This is a genomic window from Streptomyces sp. NPDC048258 (genome assembly GCF_043201995.1).
In the GTDB taxonomy this organism is placed as follows: domain Bacteria; phylum Actinomycetota; class Actinomycetes; order Streptomycetales; family Streptomycetaceae; genus Streptomyces.
Genome location: NZ_JBICZH010000052.1, coordinates 1 through 15,543, shown reverse-complemented (window position 1 = coordinate 15,543; position 15,543 = coordinate 1). Strand labels below are relative to the sequence as shown.

Genomic DNA, 15,543 nt, shown 5'->3' with positions numbered 1-15,543 from the left:
CTCACGCCAGCAGAGTTCGAACAACAGCTGATCACACCACGTACGCTGTCACTCGTCGCATGAAACCCGGTGTCCACTCCCGCGGATCAACCTCACAGTGCTGTCGCGAGGGTTTCGAGATCTGTCGTCACAAACGGATCAACGAGACCCTCGCTTCATGCGCCCAAAGACTTCGGACTTACTCGTCTAGGGCCTGTGTGATGTCGTGATCATTCGGCGGTCTTCAGCAGGTCGTCGATCCAGATCATTGCGGCGCGGAGGTGGAGGCCGGCGAGGTAGCTCTCAGGTGTCTTGTCATAGCGGGTGGCGATGCCTCGCCAGGCCTTCAGCTTGTTGATCAGGCGTTCGACCGTGTTCCGTTCCTTGTAGAGGTCGGCGTCGTGGCTGATGGGTCGGCCGCCTCGTGCGCCCTTCTTCTTGCGGTTGGCGGCCTGGTCCCGTTTTTCCGGGATGACTGCCTTGATGCCGCGTCTGCGCAGGTAGGAGCGGTTGCCGCGGGACGAGTAGGCCTTATCCGCGGCGACCGCGCCGGGCGTCGTGCGGGGACGGCCGACGGGCAGGCGCACTCTCACCCTTGCGAGCACGGGGATGAACTGCGGGCTGTCTCCGGCCTGTCCGGCGGTCAGGATCAGCGCGAGCGGACGGCAGCTGCGGTCTGCGGCGACATGAATCTTGCTGGTGAGTCCGCCCCGGGACCTGCCGAGCAGGGCTTCCTTCAGGCGGAGCTTGCGTCTGCGTCGGATGGGCCGACGCTCGGCCTGTCCGTTCTGTTCCTCCGGTCCGCCCCTTTTTGTCGGGCCGCTTCCTGCTCCTGCGCGGCTTCTTCCAGGGCATCCATGAGGTGCTTGCTGACGCGCATCCCTGCGGCGTCATGGTGGGCGCGGACCGTTGTGGAGTCCACGCTGACCAGCGACAAGTCTGTTCTCCCCGCGCGGGCTGCTTCGGCGATCAGGCCTTCCAGCAGGGCGGTGAAGACGCCGGCGTTCCGCCAGACCCGGAAGCGTCCGTAGACGGTGGCCCAGGGACCGAACTCGGCAGGCATCTCCCGCCACTGGCCGCTGGAACGGAACCGCCAGATCACCCCCTCGAACTGCTCCCGCAACCGCTCCGGGTACGGGCCGTACCTACCGATCGGCAGGTACGGCTCGATGAACTTCCACTGGGCATTGGTGAGTTGCCTGCGTGTCACGACCACAGTCCTACCGGATTCCAACCTGCGAACAGGACAGAACCCAGGAACTGATCACGACATCACACAGGCCCTAGGTCCAGAGCGACGATCCGCGCATAGGTGGCGGCCGGGCGTGCCGTGGCGGCCAGCGCGTACTGCTCGGCAGCGGCGCGGTGGTCGCCGATGGTGTCGTGGAACTTGGCGGTGCGGGAGTACACGTATGCGGCCGGCGGCCCCCAGGCCAGCGCCCAGAACGGCACCTCGTCGCCGGGGGCTCCGGTGAGCAGGGTGCGGGCGTGCTCGGCGGCGGCCAGGGCGGCACGGTGTTTGCCGCTCTTGGCCAGGGTGTGGGCGTGGACGATCCGGAAGAGGGCTTCGGTCTGGGCGTCGACCTGGCCTTTGGCTCGGTTCAGACCGGTCTCGGCCAGCCCCAGGCAGTGCTCGGGGCGGTGCAGCTTAAGGCCCTGCATTGCCATGGTCCGCATCACGAAGCCGTCGTGCCCGCGGAGGCCGGCTTCAGTGGCCAGGGCGTAGGACCGGAGGTAGTAGCGCTGGGCGAAGCCCTGCTGGCCGGCGTCGTAGGACTTCCAGCCCGGGAGGTGAACACCGCGGCTGGCTGCGGAGAGCATCTGCTGTCGGACCTTGTTCGCTGCGGAATCGCGCCTGGCACAGCGGGGCGACGTCGTCGCGGAGGTAGTGCTCTCCGGGCTCATCGGCGCGCTGGAGCACCGAGTCGATTACAGACCGGTTGGACGGGCCGTCGGCGGACCCGGCCTCGAGCCGGGCCCAGACATACGCGGCGGCGCCCACGAGGGATGCGGTGCGCATGTTGCCCTCACTGCGGAGCCAGCGCAGCAGGTCGGCCGTCCATACGGAGTCGTCGACGGCGAGTTGTGCCACGAGGCGGGCGTAGCGGTCGTCGCGCTCCTGGCCGCTCTCGTAGAAGGTCTGCTGGGAGACGAGGTTGCCGAGTCCGCTGCTTGCCAGTGCCGTTCCCCTGGCCGGGATAGCGGGCCGGCCGTCAGGCGACGTGCGCTGTCCGGAGCAGCAAACGAACTTGATGCGCCCTGCCAAAATCATTGAAAAGCAATATGACATGTGCCATTTTACAGCGCAAGCCCGTCGTCGACGGGACCTCAACTCCCATCCCCAGGAGTGAACTTTGCGCGCCATGGCCGTCGTCACCGCCCTGCTCATAGCCGCCATCGCAGCCTCCCCCGCCCAGGCCTCCCAGAGCTCCCAGGCCGATCCCAAGCCGGACCACGTCTTCGCTGACCCGGGCCAGCGCCCGGCCCACGGCAATGCCAATGGCGCTCCCGGGGAGACCGGGACCACCGGCGGCAGACTGGAGTCGCGCATCCTGCCGATCGTCCACAGCTGCAGCCCGACGTTGCGGATCCGCGCCCAGGAGATGACCGCCGCCCAGCTGACGGCGACCTGCACGAGCCTGGCCAGCCAGGACGCCTACTTCCACGGCGTGGTCAAGGACTCCGGGCCGGTCGCGAACGACTACAACACAACCCTGGAGGTCGACGTCTTCAACTCCAGCGCCGACTACAAGGCCTACGCGAGGAAGATCTACGGCATCGACACCAACAACGGCGGCATGTACCTGGAGGGAGACCCCTCCAATACGGGCAACCAGGCGCGGTTCATATGCTACGAGCGCACCGATGTGAGCCCCGGCTGGCAGATCTGGAACCTCAACCACGAGTACACCCACTACCTTGACGGCCGCTTCAACCTGTACGGCGACTTCAACGCCAGCCAGACCACCCCCACCGTGTGGTGGGGCGAGGGCATCGCCGAGTACATCTCCTACTCCTACCGCGGCATCACCTATGCCAGCGCGGTCGCCGAGGCCGGCAAGCACACGTACTCCCTGCAGACGCTGTTCGACACCACCTACGCCAACAGCGACGTCAGCCGCACCTACAACTGGGGCTACCTTGCCGCCCGCTACATGGTCGAGAAGCACCCGGCCGACGTCAGCACGGTCCTCGGCTACTACCGCGCAGGAGACTGGACCGCCGCCCGTTCCTTCCTCACCTCGCTGGACTATGAGAGCGACTGGAACGCTTGGCTGACAGCCGTGGCAGCGGGCGCCTGACCCGTACGCCTGTTACGGCCGGACTCCCCCGAACAAGCATCAACAGCCCCTGAAAGGACGAAGGTCCCGTTCGATCTTTCGATCGGACGGGACCTCGGCACCATTCGTGAGTTAATAGGCAACTCGAAGGGCAGGCTCCAGAATCTCCGCCGTGAGGGTACCGCCCCGGTCGCCGCCACCCTGGAGCAGGCCAGCTGCGGGGAGGTTCAGCACCATCGCTCGGTGGGTTCCATGCCGCCCGACGTGGCTCGAAGCAGTCGCTACTGGCTGCAGGGATATGGCCTTCGACGTAAGTCCTGGTGCCGCGCCTCTCGCAGCTCCATGGAAGGGAACCGGCGCTGCCACTCCGCGTCCAGCTCGTAGACGTCTTGGGTGAGCAGCGGGATGTTCTTGAAGCCCACCGCCAGGTCGCGCCGCCACGCCAGGCGGATCCGTCCATCGCGGAGGCGGTGGAACGGCAGACGGCCGCGATGCGCGAACTCAGCCGCCGTGCCTTCCCCGAATTCAAGCCGGACCCGGCCGGTGGGCTGGCCGCGCTCGATGTCGCCCGGGCCGAGCGCCATCGGGCGGCTGAAGCGTCCCACGCAGCCGCGCTGCGCCGGGCCGGGGCCGAGAGGGCTGGGATCCTTCCCCGTCAAATGCTGCTCCGCTGAGCCGGACGGCGTAACCATTGGGCCGGTCACGGCCGCCGTGTGCCGGGTGAGGCCGGCGTTCTCCGGGGACGGAGGTGTCAGGCCAGCATGCCGTTCTCTCCGAGATCGCTGGCGGCCGCGCTGAGGAACGCGTTGTACGCGTCGCGCGCCCGTGACTGCAGGGCTTTGAGGTCGGGCGCCTCAGGGTCCAGGCCGCCCTCCGTCACCAGCGCGATGTAACTGGACAGCGACGGTTCAATCGGGCCGGTGTCCAGGTCGTGGCCTTTGTGGGCTGCGATGGCGCGACGGGTTGCGTAGCTGAGGAGGGCGAAATTCTTGGCCAGGTCCTCGGCGGCATCAGCCACAGGGCGTGTGGCGTCCAGGGCGAGACGCAGACGCTGGCCTTCGACCTCCTTCTGCCGGTGCCGGAGCGCCTTGCTCCATCGCTTGTGTGCGTCCTCGATCCACTGCTCCCGCGCTTCGGGGAACCGTCCGACGTTTTCGAGTGGAGTCAATGTGGTGGCGAGCATTTCCAGGTAGCGGCCGGATGTCTCGGCGAAGCTGGTGTAGGTGGCCCGGCGTGACTCTGGCAGGGTCCGCAGGGCTTCAGCTTTGACCTGTCGGCGGGCCGGGCTGTGGGTGAAGAAGGCTGCGGCAACTCCTGTGACTGCCGTGCCAAGGGCTCCAACGATGGCGCCCCTGAGGTCGCTGTCGAGGCGATCGGTGATGTACTCGACAGTCCGTTGCACGGTCCGGTGCTCTGGAGCCGGTGCGTCGACGAACATGCTGATCTGAGCCTGGTTGCCGGGTCGTTGGAGGTAGGTCACCATCATCCGGGCGAGAGCCGGGCCGTGGTCCTCCTCGATGAACGCAAGGGTGAGGTCGAGCGCTCCGGTGACCCCGGCCGACGTGCACACGTGCTCGTCGCGGAGGTACAGCGGCGCGGCGTCGACGTGGACGGCCGGGTGGCGCTGCGCGAGGTCGTGCGCGTACGCCCAGTGGGTCGTGGCGCGTCGGCCGTCGAGTAGTCCCGTCGCTGCCAGAACACTGGCGCCCGTGCACACCGACGCGACCCGACGGCCGATACCGGCCAGGCGGCGCACGTGCTCGACCAGCAGGGTGTTCCGCGCCGCCGTGGCGTGGCCCGGCCCGCCGACGACCAGCAGCGTGTCGACCGGGCCGCGGGTAAGCTCCAGCGCCGCCTGCGCGACCAGGACCAGTCCTGAGGAGCAGCGCACGGGGCGGCCCTCCGGGTGACCAGGCGGACGTCGTAGGGCGGACTCGCGCCGAGGCGGTTCGCTCCATCGAAGGCGCTGGTCACACAGGCGACCTCCACGAGTTCCACATCGTCAGAAGCATCGACATGGCACTGCACCTCGTCGGCCGCCTCGCCGGCGACGGGGTCGCGCGCATGGTCCAGCTGTTCATCGAGTACGACCCCGAGCCGCCCTTCGGCCCGATCGACTGGACGGCTGCCGACGGCGGCCAGTACGTCCCCTTCGCCCGACAGCTGCTCGAGAGCGCCCTCGCCGTCCACCCTGCCCTGCCGGCGCACCTGAGCAACTGAGCGCGGTGGGTTGCTTGGCGGGAGCGGTGGGGCGAGCTCACTGCCGCGCTCCACGCCGCCTTGTACAGCGACCTGGAACCGCTGCGCCCGAGCCGTGCCGGCTGCCGTGCACACCTTGGGCTGCGGGGCGCCGAGAACGCCAAGGTCTACAACCTCCTGCCGCCCTCTGGAGGCAAGCTCACGCATCGCGGCGCGTCACGACGAGTCGGCGCGGCCAAGGGCTCCACTAGGACAACGTGACGAAGAACACCTACCGCGATGTCCCGAGCGTATCGAGAGCCGCGAGGTGGCGTGGCTGGAGATCCAGCGGGCTGCAGAATCGGGCACCGCCGCCTTCACCGTCCCGGCGCTCGTCCAGTCCGCGCGCCCGCAGCAGCCATGGCGTGGCGCAGTCCGTGGTGCAGCATCCACGACAGTGTGGCGCCCCCGGGCCCGCGCGATGTCCCGAACCTCTCGTGCCAGGCGGGCGGCAGGTCGCTGACCGTGAGGGCGGCCACTGTACGGGCGATCACCACCCGCAGCATCGGCCAGGCGGGTGCCAGCCGCCCCAGCCGACGCGGGGCAGGGGCCTGGCGGAGCATCCCGTGCAGCAGGTCGCCGACCTCGGGGCCGTACTCCAGGACCTCGCGGACCGTCCGCTCGACGTATGCCGGGACATCGGCGGCGCTCGCCGGGAGTACCTCGCCCGGAATGCCGAGGGCGGCGCACACGTCCAGGAACTCCGCCGCACGTTGCATTCGGGGGGCGACAGTGGATCCCCGGACAGTTCGCGCATGGCGGTCATGGACTCAGCGTCACCATCACCCAGCCACGGACCGGCAGCATCACCGACTCGATCAGCGTGGTCCTTGTCCTGCCCGTGGTGCTGCGGCTGCATGGGATCCCGATGACGGAGACCCTCCAGGTACTGGGCGGCCGCGACGCGCTCAGTGGCTCGGGGTGTACAGCAGCGCCTCCAGGCCGTGCTGGTGTGCCGCGTCGGTGAAGTCGTTCCAGCTGATCGCGCCGTCCGCGTCCGAGTCGATCAGCTCGAATGAGGCCTCTGCGGATTTGGCCGGTACCCCTTTGAGCCCCCGCCAGGCCACGAAGTCGCGGCAGTCCACCAGCCCGTCTCCGTCTCGGTCGGCCACATTGAACTGTGCGTGCAGCACGGCCATCACCTCAGGAGTACCCGAGGGCGAGCCGGAATCCGAGGCGGGAAGGGAGCCGACCCACCTTCGGTACTCCTCCCGCGTGATCCGCCCGTCGTGATCGCGGTCGACGAGCTGGGCCTGCTGCTGCCACATCGCGAGGTTCGCCTCGATCAGGGCGCGCCCCTTGGGCGAGTTCGGCCCCATGCCGTACGACTGGAGCTTGCGCTCCGCACTCGCCCGGTAGTCGTCCGCGGCGAGCACTCCGTCACCATTCGTGTCCAGCCGATCGAAGATCAGGTCGGCCACTGCCACCCTCTCGGTACCCATGTTGCGAGCCTAGGCCGAGCTCCTCCGTGCGTCGGCGGATTCCCGCGCGCGGGGGCGTGTCATGCCGGGTGAGCGTTGGAGGCAATCCTGCCTGGGATCACCGCCCGGCCCGGTCCCGGCGAGGCACCTTCCGACGAGGTCGGGGTGGTAGTGGATCTTGCCCTCATCACCCCAGTCCACCTGGGCCTGGGCCCCTGGGACACCTCGAACCTGCGATGCATCCCCGCCAGGTCCTTCAGCGTGATCCCGAGTTCCTCGGCGACACAGACGGAGCGGCTCGCCGCCCGCGGGACGACACCGCTTTCGCGCACCCGACTACCTTCACCGCACACTCCGACGCGAGTTACGCAGGATCCAGCACCGGCTCCGCCTGAACGACGGCTGCCTCACCGCTACAAGACCGGCTGTCAACCCACCGGCCCCCTGAAAACCTCAGTAGTCGTTCCCTACGGCGGAGTGGCGGCCAGGGTTCGCCGTACGGCAGTGCCGTACGCGGCTCAGCGGGTGAGGAAGCGGGTGGCGCCCACGTAGACGCGGCCGGTGGAACCGATGGGCTCTTCCTTGACCGGGTCACCGGTCCGAGGCGAGTTGATCATCATGGGTTCGCCGTTCCTCGTCCCTGAATAGATGCCGACGTGGGTGACCTCGGTGCCGGTGGCGGGGCGGAAGGCGACGATGTCGCCGGGCCTGAGGTCCTCCGTACCGGTGATCCGTACCCCCGCTGCCGAGCCGGCGGGTACCTGTCCGCCGCCCGCGTCGAACTGTGGCTGGGCGTCCCGGGGGATCGTCACGCCGAGGGCGGAATAGACCTGGCTGGTGAGACCGGAGCAGTCGTAGCCGAATCCGGAGGTGCCCGACCACAGGTAGGGCAGGCCCAGGAAGGCGCGTGCGGCGGTGACCACGTCCGCGCCGCTCGGTGCGGCCGGTACCCTCGCCAGGTCGTCAGCCCGGAAGAACAGGCGGCCACCGCTGGGGGAGTGAGCGGTGACGACTCCGGGCAGCGGACCGGCCTTCACCGGGAAGGAGGTGTTGTACGAGTACTCGCCCGCCTGCCCGGTTCCGCGGTCGGTCAGCGCGGCCTGGGCGGTGGCGAAGCCCCGGGCCGTGGGGCGGGCAACGCGCTCCTCGTGCGTAGCGCCGGGCGGGCGCCGGTGCTCCGAGGTCAGTTGCCGGTCGGGAATCCAGCCGGGGTAGGCCCCTCGTCCTGTCTGGTCCCTGGGGGTGGGCTGACCGTGCACCCATACGTGGTCCCAGAGCAGACCGCCGTGCCGCTCGGTGCGGTCGACGGTCACCCGGACGCCGTGGAGAGCCTGCGTCTCCCCGGCGACCTCACGCCGCTCGTCCAGGGACATGGTTGTCAACCAGCCGCGGATGTCAGCGGGATTGGTGGTCGCCGGAGCGTCCACGGGCCGGACCTGTCCGGGGCTCACCCAGACCTGAGCGACCGTCACGTCGACATAGCAGGTCGCGGCGCCGTCGCAGGGACGTGGCGCGGTGGACACGGAGGGGCGGGCCGGGGCGGTGGGAGCCGCGGGGGCCGCGGCGGCCGGAGCGGCGAGGGCGAGGAGGACTGCGGCGGTGGCAGTCAGGACGGTCTTCACGGAGTACATGCGTCGATCCTGTCCAGGGCAGCGCGCCTGCGAACCCCTCCGGCCGGGCCGGCTCCCGCGGGTGTGGGGTCGACTTGACGCCGCCAACCGGTCCCCGGGGTGGTGGAGCACGTGCTCCGCCGCGCCGTCCGGGTCATCGGCGGCGCCGGCTCGACGACTCCTGGACGACTGCCTGACCATGGTTCCCCCGTTTCTTGTTCTCCTGATCGTTCTGGTGCGTTCGTGTTCGTCGCGGCGAAGCGGGTACGAATAGTGCCGTGACACTGATGATGCTGGGTTGTCGCGCCAGCGCATGAGGCGAAGGTGACGGGTTTCGCTTCGGGGCGTTCCTTGAGCCATTGGGAGGAGTGCCTGTCGGGACTTCGACAGCAACCGCCCTTCTCGTCGTCGCCGTAGCCCGCGGACCAGGAGTCGCGAGGGCGACGCAACCGCTGGTGGCGGCCGGGGCTGCGCCGGGGGGTTGAGGCGCTGAGCGTGCAGTGGAGAGGGCGAGGGTCAGAAACTGTGGGGCCGGTCCTCGCCCGGCATCGTGGTCATTCATGGGGAACAAGGCGCCTTGTGCACGGTTGTTGGGGCGCCAGCAGGGTGGCGGCAGACGAGAGAAGAGATCCTCCGATGGGATCCCGCATGTCGCGCATACGCTCCAAGTTGGCCAATGTGCCCTACCAGGCACTGCGCAGTCACTCGATGGGTGCCGAGCGCCACCGGTTTCGCGTTGGCCCGCGCGTCGGTTCCGCGCAGGTGGACGCCTTCGAGTGCGAACACCGCATCGCGTTGCCGTCGGCCTACCGAGAGTTGCTCGGCGGAATCGGAGGCAGCGGTGCCGGCGCCGGCCCCTTCGACGGTCTGCTTCCGCTGGAGTGACGCAGGCTGTTCACCATGGACCGACAGCCGCCGGACGGCACCCCGCGGGGATTCCATCACCTGGACCACCCGGACGCTGCAAGGAGATCGGTTCCGCCACATTGTTGAGATGGGCTGTACCGACCTGTGCCTCATCGGTGTGACAGGGCCCCTCACCGGCCGAATGGTCACCGGCAACGCGGACGGCTTTTGGCATGCGAACGTCTCCTCGGCTACGGATTTCCTGAGCTGGTACGAACGCTGGCTCAACCACATGCGGGACGGTAAGGACAACCCCGCGCCGGGCCTCACCTCTCCGTCGGCCGCCGCAGGCGCCTTCTGTGGCCCCCGAGCCACGGCTCGCAGAACTCGGTAGCCGTACGCCGCAGAGGGCCGAGGGGACGGACCCGGAACCGAATTCCTCACGACGTCCGTGCGTCATGAGACACGGCGCAGTCTGGATAACGACGGATGGCGCTGTCAGCTCCTCGCTGGTGCGGGCAGGCTCTGGAGCCGGCATGGCACCGATCTGACCGCACCGTTCGCCGACCTTGCTCGTGCTGCCCGAATGCTGCCGGAGTGTGCATATCGCGGAGCCCGGGGCACCGCGTCCACCGCTGCTCTAACCTTGCGGCATGAGCGCGCCAGGGGACGTGGTCGACGGTCGGTTCGAGCTGGTTGATCGGCTCGGCAGCGGAGGGATGGGCACGGTCTGGCGAGCTCTGGACCGTGCCCTTCATCGTGAAGTGGCCGTCAAGGAAGTACGGTCGGCGGCCGGGCGGGACGACCCGGAATTCCGGCGGGTACTGCGCGAGCGGGTGTTGCGCGAGGCCCGCGCCCAGGCCCGGATCAGCCATCCGAACGTGGTCACCATCCACCACATCGTCGACGAGGACGAGCACCCCTGGCTGGTGATGGAGCTGCTGCCCAGCCACTCCCTAGCCCAGCGACTGGAGCAGGGACCGCTGCCTCCCGCCGAGGCCGCCCGGATCGGCCGCGAGGTGCTCGCCGGGCTGCGGGCCGCGCACGCGGCCGGCATCCGCCACCGGGACGTGAAACCCGCCAACGTTCTGATGCGGGCCAATGGTTCGGCCGTGCTCACCGACTTCGGCATCGCCGCCTTCCAGGACGCTGCCTCTCTCACGCTGACTGGGGAGGTCATCGGGACCCCCGAATACCTGGCGCCTGAGCGGATCCGCGGCGCCGACCTGCCCGCCTCCGACCTGTGGTCGCTGGGCATGATGCTGTACGTGTGCGTGGAAGGTGTCAGCCCGATGCGCCGCGCCACCACCCTGGCCACGCTGGCCGCAGTCCTCGACGAGCCGGTGCCCGCACCATGCCGTGCCGGGCCGCTGGCCGCCGTACTGACCGAGCTGCTGGTCCGCGACCCGGCTGCGCGGCCCGTCGCGGAGAGGCTGGACCGGCTGCTGGCCGCCGTCGCCGAGGGCACCGGCAGCGCCGTACCGCCGGAACCCACCCGCCTCGACCGGGCGCCTGCCTCTCCTCCCGATGTGTTACTGGGTGGTCTACGCCCCCGGCCCGTTCGCCGACGGCCGGGCGGCCGTCACCTTCTGCGCGCAGAAGGGCCGGGCCACCGCCAACGAGTGCATCGGGCGCTACCTCAGTGATGACCAGGGCGACTACGCGTACCAGTGCACCCCGCCAGCCGACTCTCCCGGCGGCCGCTGCCGGCATTCATGACGGGAGCTGCTGCAGCGAGAAGGACCGCCGCATGCGGGCCTTCATCGACGCGCACGACTGAGTCACTGCCTGCCGCCTGCCGCCTGCCGCCTGCCGCCTGCCACCCCACGCCCCTGACCGCAGCCTGCGGTTCTCCCGCCGCAACGCGGCCAGTGCCTCACGTTCACCGCTGGTCAGGCCGTCACGCTCGCCCGCGTCGACCTCGGCCTGCTTTACCCAGTCCCGCCCCGCGGTTTCGAGCAGGTCGAAGTCCTTGGCCACCTGACCGACCGAGCGGTCCCCGCGCCGGCACAGCAGACGATCTCGGCCTTGAACTCCGACGTGAACGAACGGCGAGGACGCGCCTTCTTCTTCCCCATGCTTTCCATGATGAACATCATCCTTCCGCGGCCGGAGCCCCTGATCTCAGATGTCCGTGATCTCAGATGTCCGTCAAAGCGGAACAAGCTCACCGCGCCGAGCGCGCGGCCACACGAGTGGGAAGGGGAGCACGGTGATGAAGCAGATGGGGTTCCGCTGGAACCTGCGCCGCCTGATGGCCGCCCGCGACATGTTCCAGACCACCGACCTGGTGCCCAGACTCGCCGAGTACGGCATCCGTCTCTCCCGTGAGCAGGTGTACCGCCTCGTCACCCAGGAGCCGCAACGCCTGTCGATGGACACGCTCGCCGCGCTATGCGGGATCCTGCAGTGCACGCCGGCCGACCTGATCGAGGTCGTCGAGGTCCGTACCCAGGTCGTGAAACCGGCAGCGTCCGGCGAGAGCACCTCCCACGTGGTCGCGCCGCCCGCGCGCCGGACCCAGATCCGCCGCCCCGAGGGCCTGTGAACACCGCTGGTCAGGTCCCCGCTACCTGGGTCGAACTGGCCAAGATGCTCACCGCGTTCCTGCCGGAGCTCGGCCCCGAGACTGCCGCGGAAGTAGTGGCCACGCTGACGCCCTCCGCGCGCGGCCGGATCCGCGCGCACCTGGGCAAGCATCCCGATGCCCTTGTCAGCGGCGCCTCCCTCGCGCCGCCCGCCGTGCAGAGACTGATCGTCGACCTGCGCGAGCAAGGCATCAAAGGGGCCAGGGCTCCGGCTTGCATGCGCTGTGGACGCGTCCGCAGACTGCGCCGCCTGGTACCCGGCGGCCGAGTGTGCCTGGGCTGCGAAGGCATCCTCGCCGCCCACGCCAACGTCGGCACCTGCACCACCTGCACCCGGATCAGGCCCCGCCCTGTCGACGACACCTGCACACCCTGCCGCCAACGAGCCCAGGCCTCCACGCGTGCGTGCACCGGATGCGGCCGCCCCAGCCGCACGGACTCGTGCACCACCTGCCGGCCACGCCCGCCCGCCCCTGCGCACTGTGCTCAGCCAGTTCACCGGTCTGCGCCCGCTGGCCGCTCGGGCCGGTCTGCAAGCCCTGCTACGCGCTCGCCCGCCGCAAGCCCGGCCCGTGCCCCGGCTGCTCGGCGGTGAAGGTCCTGATCGCCCGCATCGGCGGCCAGAGGACCTGCGGCCCCTGCGCCGGCCACCCCGACCCGTACGCGTGCCCGCGCTGCGGAGTGGCCAGCAGCCCCATCACGGGGGATCTGTGCGACCGCTGCGCGGTCGACCATCACCTCAACGCCCTCCTCCATGACCTGCTGCCGGGCCCCGCTGGCCAGCTGGCAGTCCTGCGCGAGGCCCTCATGGCCGCCGAGCACCCGCGGACCGTCCTGACCTGGCTGCGAACTTCGGCCTCCGCGCGCCTTCTGCATGAGACCGCTGCCTGCGGCCGGCTCCTCACCCATGTCGACCTCGACATCGTGGCCGGATCGGGACGCGGTGCCGCCCAGAGCACGGACTACCTCCGCGGTCTCCTGGTCGCCTTCGGTGTCCTGCCTCCACGCGACGAACACCTCGCGGCCATCGAGCGCCACCTCGCCCGCACGCTCACCCGGCACCCGAAGTACGCCATGCTCCTTGGCCCATATGTCCGCTGGTCGGTGATGCCCCGGGCCCGTCGCAGGGCCACCCGCTCCGCCAGCACCCGCGGCCGCGCACGGTGGGCGTACACCCGCATCAACACGGCCGTCGCCCTTCTCGAGCATCTTGCCTCGCTCGACCTCACCTTGTCCGAGGCCACCCAGCTGGAGATTGAACGGTGGCTCGCCGCCGGCCCCAGCACCCGTTACGAGGTGAGGGACTTCCTGGTCTGGACGGCCCGGCGCGGCCACAGCGACGACCTACTGGTTCCTCACCGGGGCAAGGCCGAACCAGAGGGAATCGACGAGGACACCCACTGGGACCTCCTCCAGCAGTGCCTCCACGACGAGGACCTCCCCCTGGACGTGAGGGCGGCTGGGTCCCTGCTCCTGCTGTTCGGCCAGCACCTCACCCACATCATCCCCTCACCCCCGGGCACCTCGACCACCAGGACAGCCACCAGACCATCCGCCTCGACAGCACCCCCATCCGCCTCCCGCAGCCCCTCGCCACCCTTCTCACCCGACTGATCGACCAGCAGCCCAGGCAGGGCTGGAGCGGCAACACGCCCGGCACCTGGCTCTTTCCCGGCACCCGACCGGGAGCCCACCGCTCCGCCAGCTCCCTCGCCCGAGCCCTGACCGGCCACGGCATCCCCATCCGTGCCTCCCGCGCGACCGCCCTGGTCCAGCTCGCCGAGGAGATGCCGCCCGCGGTCCTGGCCCCGCTCCTCGGGCTCCACGTCATCACCGCGCTGCACTGGCGCCGCCGAGCCGCAACCGACTGGACCGCCTACCTCCAGGCACGCCAGCTCGGGCTCGCGGACAGACGACCACCGTCCGGGCCGTGATCGTTGCCGGCCTCGGTCATCCAGGTCTCGCAGGCGGCGTGAGAGGAGAAGCCGCTTCAGCCGGTTCCGGTGGGGCGCAGAGGCAATGCAGCAATGGCGCTAGCGCAGGACTGGGCAGTTGGCAGCCTCATACTCGTCCGCGATGGTGAAGACGCTGGCACATCTCGGACACTCGGCCTTGCCGAAGAGATGCGCGATTCCTTCAGCGAGTGCGACTTCCTCATCGCGGACAGCAATCTCGTGCATCCACCGCCCGACGCCCGTGAGCTCCTCGCCGGGCCTCGGCCGCAGATCACGCCGGTCCACGTCGCCCAGGTTCCAGTCCCGGATCGCCGAGTAGCGCCCGTAGTCGCCGATGGCGACGGTCACCTCCACACCGCAGTGAGGGCACTGCAGGCTGTAGAAGTCGTCCGCGAAGTCCCCCAGGACGTTGGCCCAGTGGTACTGCTCCTCGACCGCAAGCAGTGCGCGGAAGGTAACCAGGTAATCGGATGGCCGCGACTGCAGGTGCCGGTCCAGGAGAGCGCCGAACTTGGCGATCACGTCGGCGCTCTCAGCCAGCAGTTCGTCGCTGTCATGGTGGCTCGCCGCACGCTCCATGATCTCGCCGGCCAGGTGGCGTGCCTCCCTGTTCCCCGATGCGAGGCGCACCAGCCAGGGCAGGGCAGCGATGCTGGCGGGCGACACCAGGTCATGCTCGAGGATCAGCCGGTGTCCCAGCTCCGTCCACGCTTCCGAGTCGTACTCACGGGTCTGCTGCAGGTTTGGGTGACAGGTTGGGTCACGCGGCTTGGAGGGCCGGTGTGGTCATGACGGTCTCGAATTCGATGGGGGTCAGGCGACCGAGTGCGGCTTGCCGGCGGCGGCGGTGGTAGGTCCGCTCGATCCAGGTCACGATCGCGATCCGCAGTTCCTCGCGGGTGGCCCACTTCCGGCGGTCGAGGACGTTCTTCTGCAGCAGGCTGAAGAACGACTCCATGGCCGCGTTGTCGCCAGCGGCCCCGACCCTCCCTATCGACCCGGCCATCCGGTGCCGGTCGAGTGCCCGGACGAATTTCCGGGATCGGAACTGCGATCCGCGATCGCTGTGCAGGATGCATCCGTCGACGTGTTCACGCCGGGCCACGGCGTTGTCCAGGGCAGCCACGGCCAGGCGGGACTTCATCCGCGCGTCGATGGAGTAACCAACGATCCTGTTGCTGAAGACATCCTTGATCGCGCAGAGATACAGCTTGCCGTCACCGGTGGCATGTTCGGTGATGTCGGCGAGCCACAGCCGGTTCGGGCCGGTCGCGGTGAAGTCACGACGGACGAGATCGTCATGCACCGGCGGGCCGGCCTTCTTGCCCCGGCCGCGCTTCTTCCCGAAAACGCTCCACCAGCGGTTGTCCCGGCAGATCCGCCACGCGGTCCGGTCGGCCATGGCGGCCCCGGTGCTGCGGGCCTCATCTGCCAGGCGGTAGCCGAACTCCGGGTCCTCGCGGTGGGCGCCGAACAGCGCGTTCGCGCGATACGCCTCCGCGAGCACGGCTTCGCCCACCGGCTGGTCGAGCCAGCGGTAGTAGGGCTGCCTGGCGAGCTTCAAGACCCGGCACGTCACCGTGACGGGCACCCCGTCCCCGGCCAGCTCCTTCACGAGCGGGTAG

The 15,543-nt window shown here is 69.3% G+C and carries 14 protein-coding genes and 4 pseudogenes; 7 read left to right on the top strand and 11 right to left on the bottom strand.

All coding sequences use genetic code 11. The annotated features are described in order from the left end of the window. Positions 1-209 precede the first annotated feature (209 nt). The 3 genes and pseudogenes from ACGFYQ_RS41695 to ACGFYQ_RS41685 all read right to left on the bottom strand — a co-directional run. Positions 210-1,189 (bottom strand): annotated as a pseudogene (locus tag ACGFYQ_RS41695) (IS5 family transposase). Between the two features lie 62 nt (positions 1,190-1,251). Further along, positions 1,252-1,800 carry a hypothetical protein gene (locus tag ACGFYQ_RS41690; RefSeq protein ID WP_393752519.1) on the bottom strand — a complete coding sequence of 183 codons (549 nt, stop codon included), beginning with the start codon at positions 1,798-1,800 and terminating at the stop codon, positions 1,252-1,254. A 70-nt stretch (positions 1,801-1,870) separates the two neighbouring features. After that, positions 1,871-2,251: pseudogene (locus ACGFYQ_RS41685) on the bottom strand (hypothetical protein); the annotation flags it as partial. 262 nt (positions 2,252-2,513) lie between these two features. Here ACGFYQ_RS41685 and ACGFYQ_RS41680 point away from each other — a divergent pair. After that, a pseudogene (locus tag ACGFYQ_RS41680) lies at positions 2,514-3,275 on the top strand (collagenase); the annotation flags it as partial. Between the two features lie 266 nt (positions 3,276-3,541). On the opposite strand, the gene ACGFYQ_RS41675 reads toward ACGFYQ_RS41680, so the two are convergent. Continuing rightward, positions 3,542-3,865, bottom strand: a complete 324-nt coding sequence (locus tag ACGFYQ_RS41675; RefSeq protein ID WP_393752515.1) for a hypothetical protein — start codon at positions 3,863-3,865, stop codon at positions 3,542-3,544. Between the two features lie 146 nt (positions 3,866-4,011). Beyond that, a complete protein-coding gene (locus ACGFYQ_RS41670; RefSeq protein ID WP_393752513.1) occupies positions 4,012-5,151 on the bottom strand; it encodes a GlxA family transcriptional regulator in 1,140 nt (379 codons plus the stop codon). Positions 5,152-5,276: 125 nt separating this feature from the next. Here ACGFYQ_RS41670 and ACGFYQ_RS41665 point away from each other — a divergent pair, with 125 nt between their 5' ends. Beyond that, positions 5,277-5,480, top strand: coding sequence for a hypothetical protein (locus tag ACGFYQ_RS41665; RefSeq protein WP_393752511.1), 204 nt, complete (start codon positions 5,277-5,279; stop codon positions 5,478-5,480). Between the two features lie 335 nt (positions 5,481-5,815). On the opposite strand, the pseudogene ACGFYQ_RS41660 reads toward ACGFYQ_RS41665, so the two are convergent. The 3 genes and pseudogenes from ACGFYQ_RS41660 to ACGFYQ_RS41650 all read right to left on the bottom strand — a co-directional run. Next, positions 5,816-6,241: pseudogene (locus ACGFYQ_RS41660) on the bottom strand (oxygenase MpaB family protein); the annotation flags it as partial. Between the two features lie 165 nt (positions 6,242-6,406). Beyond that, positions 6,407-6,940: an EF-hand domain-containing protein gene (locus ACGFYQ_RS41655; protein WP_393752509.1), complete on the bottom strand. Its 534-nt coding sequence runs from the start codon at positions 6,938-6,940 to the stop codon at positions 6,407-6,409. A gap of 497 nt (positions 6,941-7,437) precedes the next feature. After that, entirely contained in the window at positions 7,438-8,550 is a 1,113-nt protein-coding gene (locus ACGFYQ_RS41650; protein WP_393752507.1) for a C40 family peptidase, read from the bottom strand. A 627-nt stretch (positions 8,551-9,177) separates the two neighbouring features. Here ACGFYQ_RS41650 and ACGFYQ_RS41645 point away from each other — a divergent pair. Together ACGFYQ_RS41645 and ACGFYQ_RS41640 are read left to right on the top strand one after the other, a co-directional pair. After that, entirely contained in the window at positions 9,178-9,414 is a 237-nt protein-coding gene (locus ACGFYQ_RS41645) for a hypothetical protein (protein WP_393752505.1), read from the top strand. A gap of 614 nt (positions 9,415-10,028) precedes the next feature. Continuing rightward, positions 10,029-11,021, top strand: coding sequence for a serine/threonine-protein kinase (locus tag ACGFYQ_RS41640; RefSeq protein WP_393752503.1), 993 nt, complete (start codon positions 10,029-10,031; stop codon positions 11,019-11,021). A 67-nt stretch (positions 11,022-11,088) separates the two neighbouring features. Here ACGFYQ_RS41640 and ACGFYQ_RS41635 read toward each other — a convergent pair whose 3' ends face one another. Continuing rightward, entirely contained in the window at positions 11,089-11,355 is a 267-nt protein-coding gene (locus ACGFYQ_RS41635; RefSeq protein ID WP_393752517.1) for a hypothetical protein, read from the bottom strand. 232 nt (positions 11,356-11,587) lie between these two features. Here ACGFYQ_RS41635 and ACGFYQ_RS41630 point away from each other — a divergent pair, with 232 nt between their 5' ends. The 3 genes from ACGFYQ_RS41630 (at position 11,588) to ACGFYQ_RS41620 (ending at position 13,897) form a co-directional block, all read left to right on the top strand. After that, the gene (locus tag ACGFYQ_RS41630) at positions 11,588-11,923 is read left to right on the top strand and encodes a helix-turn-helix domain-containing protein (RefSeq protein ID WP_393752502.1); all 336 of its coding nucleotides are present in this window, start codon (positions 11,588-11,590) and stop codon (positions 11,921-11,923) included. A gap of 454 nt (positions 11,924-12,377) precedes the next feature. Beyond that, positions 12,378-13,577 carry a hypothetical protein gene (locus ACGFYQ_RS41625; protein WP_393752500.1) on the top strand — a complete coding sequence of 400 codons (1,200 nt, stop codon included), beginning with the start codon at positions 12,378-12,380 and terminating at the stop codon, positions 13,575-13,577. Positions 13,578-13,750: 173 nt separating this feature from the next. Next, complete coding sequence (locus ACGFYQ_RS41620; protein WP_393752498.1) at positions 13,751-13,897, top strand: hypothetical protein; 147 nt, start codon at positions 13,751-13,753, stop codon at positions 13,895-13,897. A gap of 99 nt (positions 13,898-13,996) precedes the next feature. On the opposite strand, the gene ACGFYQ_RS41615 is transcribed toward ACGFYQ_RS41620, so the two are convergent. Together ACGFYQ_RS41615 and ACGFYQ_RS41610 are read right to left on the bottom strand one after the other, a co-directional pair. Then, positions 13,997-14,584, bottom strand: a complete 588-nt coding sequence (locus tag ACGFYQ_RS41615; protein WP_393752496.1) for a hypothetical protein — start codon at positions 14,582-14,584, stop codon at positions 13,997-13,999. 94 nt (positions 14,585-14,678) lie between these two features. Then, on the bottom strand, positions 14,679-15,543 hold an 865-nt coding region (locus ACGFYQ_RS41610; RefSeq protein ID WP_393752494.1), incomplete at its 5' end, for an IS3 family transposase.

Bases quoted from the DNA above. Each gene is read 5' to 3' on its own strand.
- ACGFYQ_RS41690 (WP_393752519.1), bottom strand. From the start codon at position 1,800: ATGCTCTCCGCAGCCAGCCGCGGTGTTCACCTCCCGGGCTGGAAGTCC.
- ACGFYQ_RS41665 (WP_393752511.1), top strand. From the start codon at position 5,277: ATGGCACTGCACCTCGTCGGCCGCCTCGCCGGCGACGGGGTCGCGCGC.
- ACGFYQ_RS41655 (WP_393752509.1), bottom strand. From the start codon at position 6,940: ATGGGTACCGAGAGGGTGGCAGTGGCCGACCTGATCTTCGATCGGCTG.
- ACGFYQ_RS41650 (WP_393752507.1), bottom strand. From the start codon at position 8,550: ATGTACTCCGTGAAGACCGTCCTGACTGCCACCGCCGCAGTCCTCCTC.
- ACGFYQ_RS41645 (WP_393752505.1), top strand. From the start codon at position 9,178: ATGTCGCGCATACGCTCCAAGTTGGCCAATGTGCCCTACCAGGCACTG.
- ACGFYQ_RS41640 (WP_393752503.1), top strand. From the start codon at position 10,029: ATGAGCGCGCCAGGGGACGTGGTCGACGGTCGGTTCGAGCTGGTTGAT.
- ACGFYQ_RS41625 (WP_393752500.1), top strand. From the start codon at position 12,378: ATGCGGCCGCCCCAGCCGCACGGACTCGTGCACCACCTGCCGGCCACG.
- ACGFYQ_RS41620 (WP_393752498.1), top strand. From the start codon at position 13,751: ATGCCGCCCGCGGTCCTGGCCCCGCTCCTCGGGCTCCACGTCATCACC.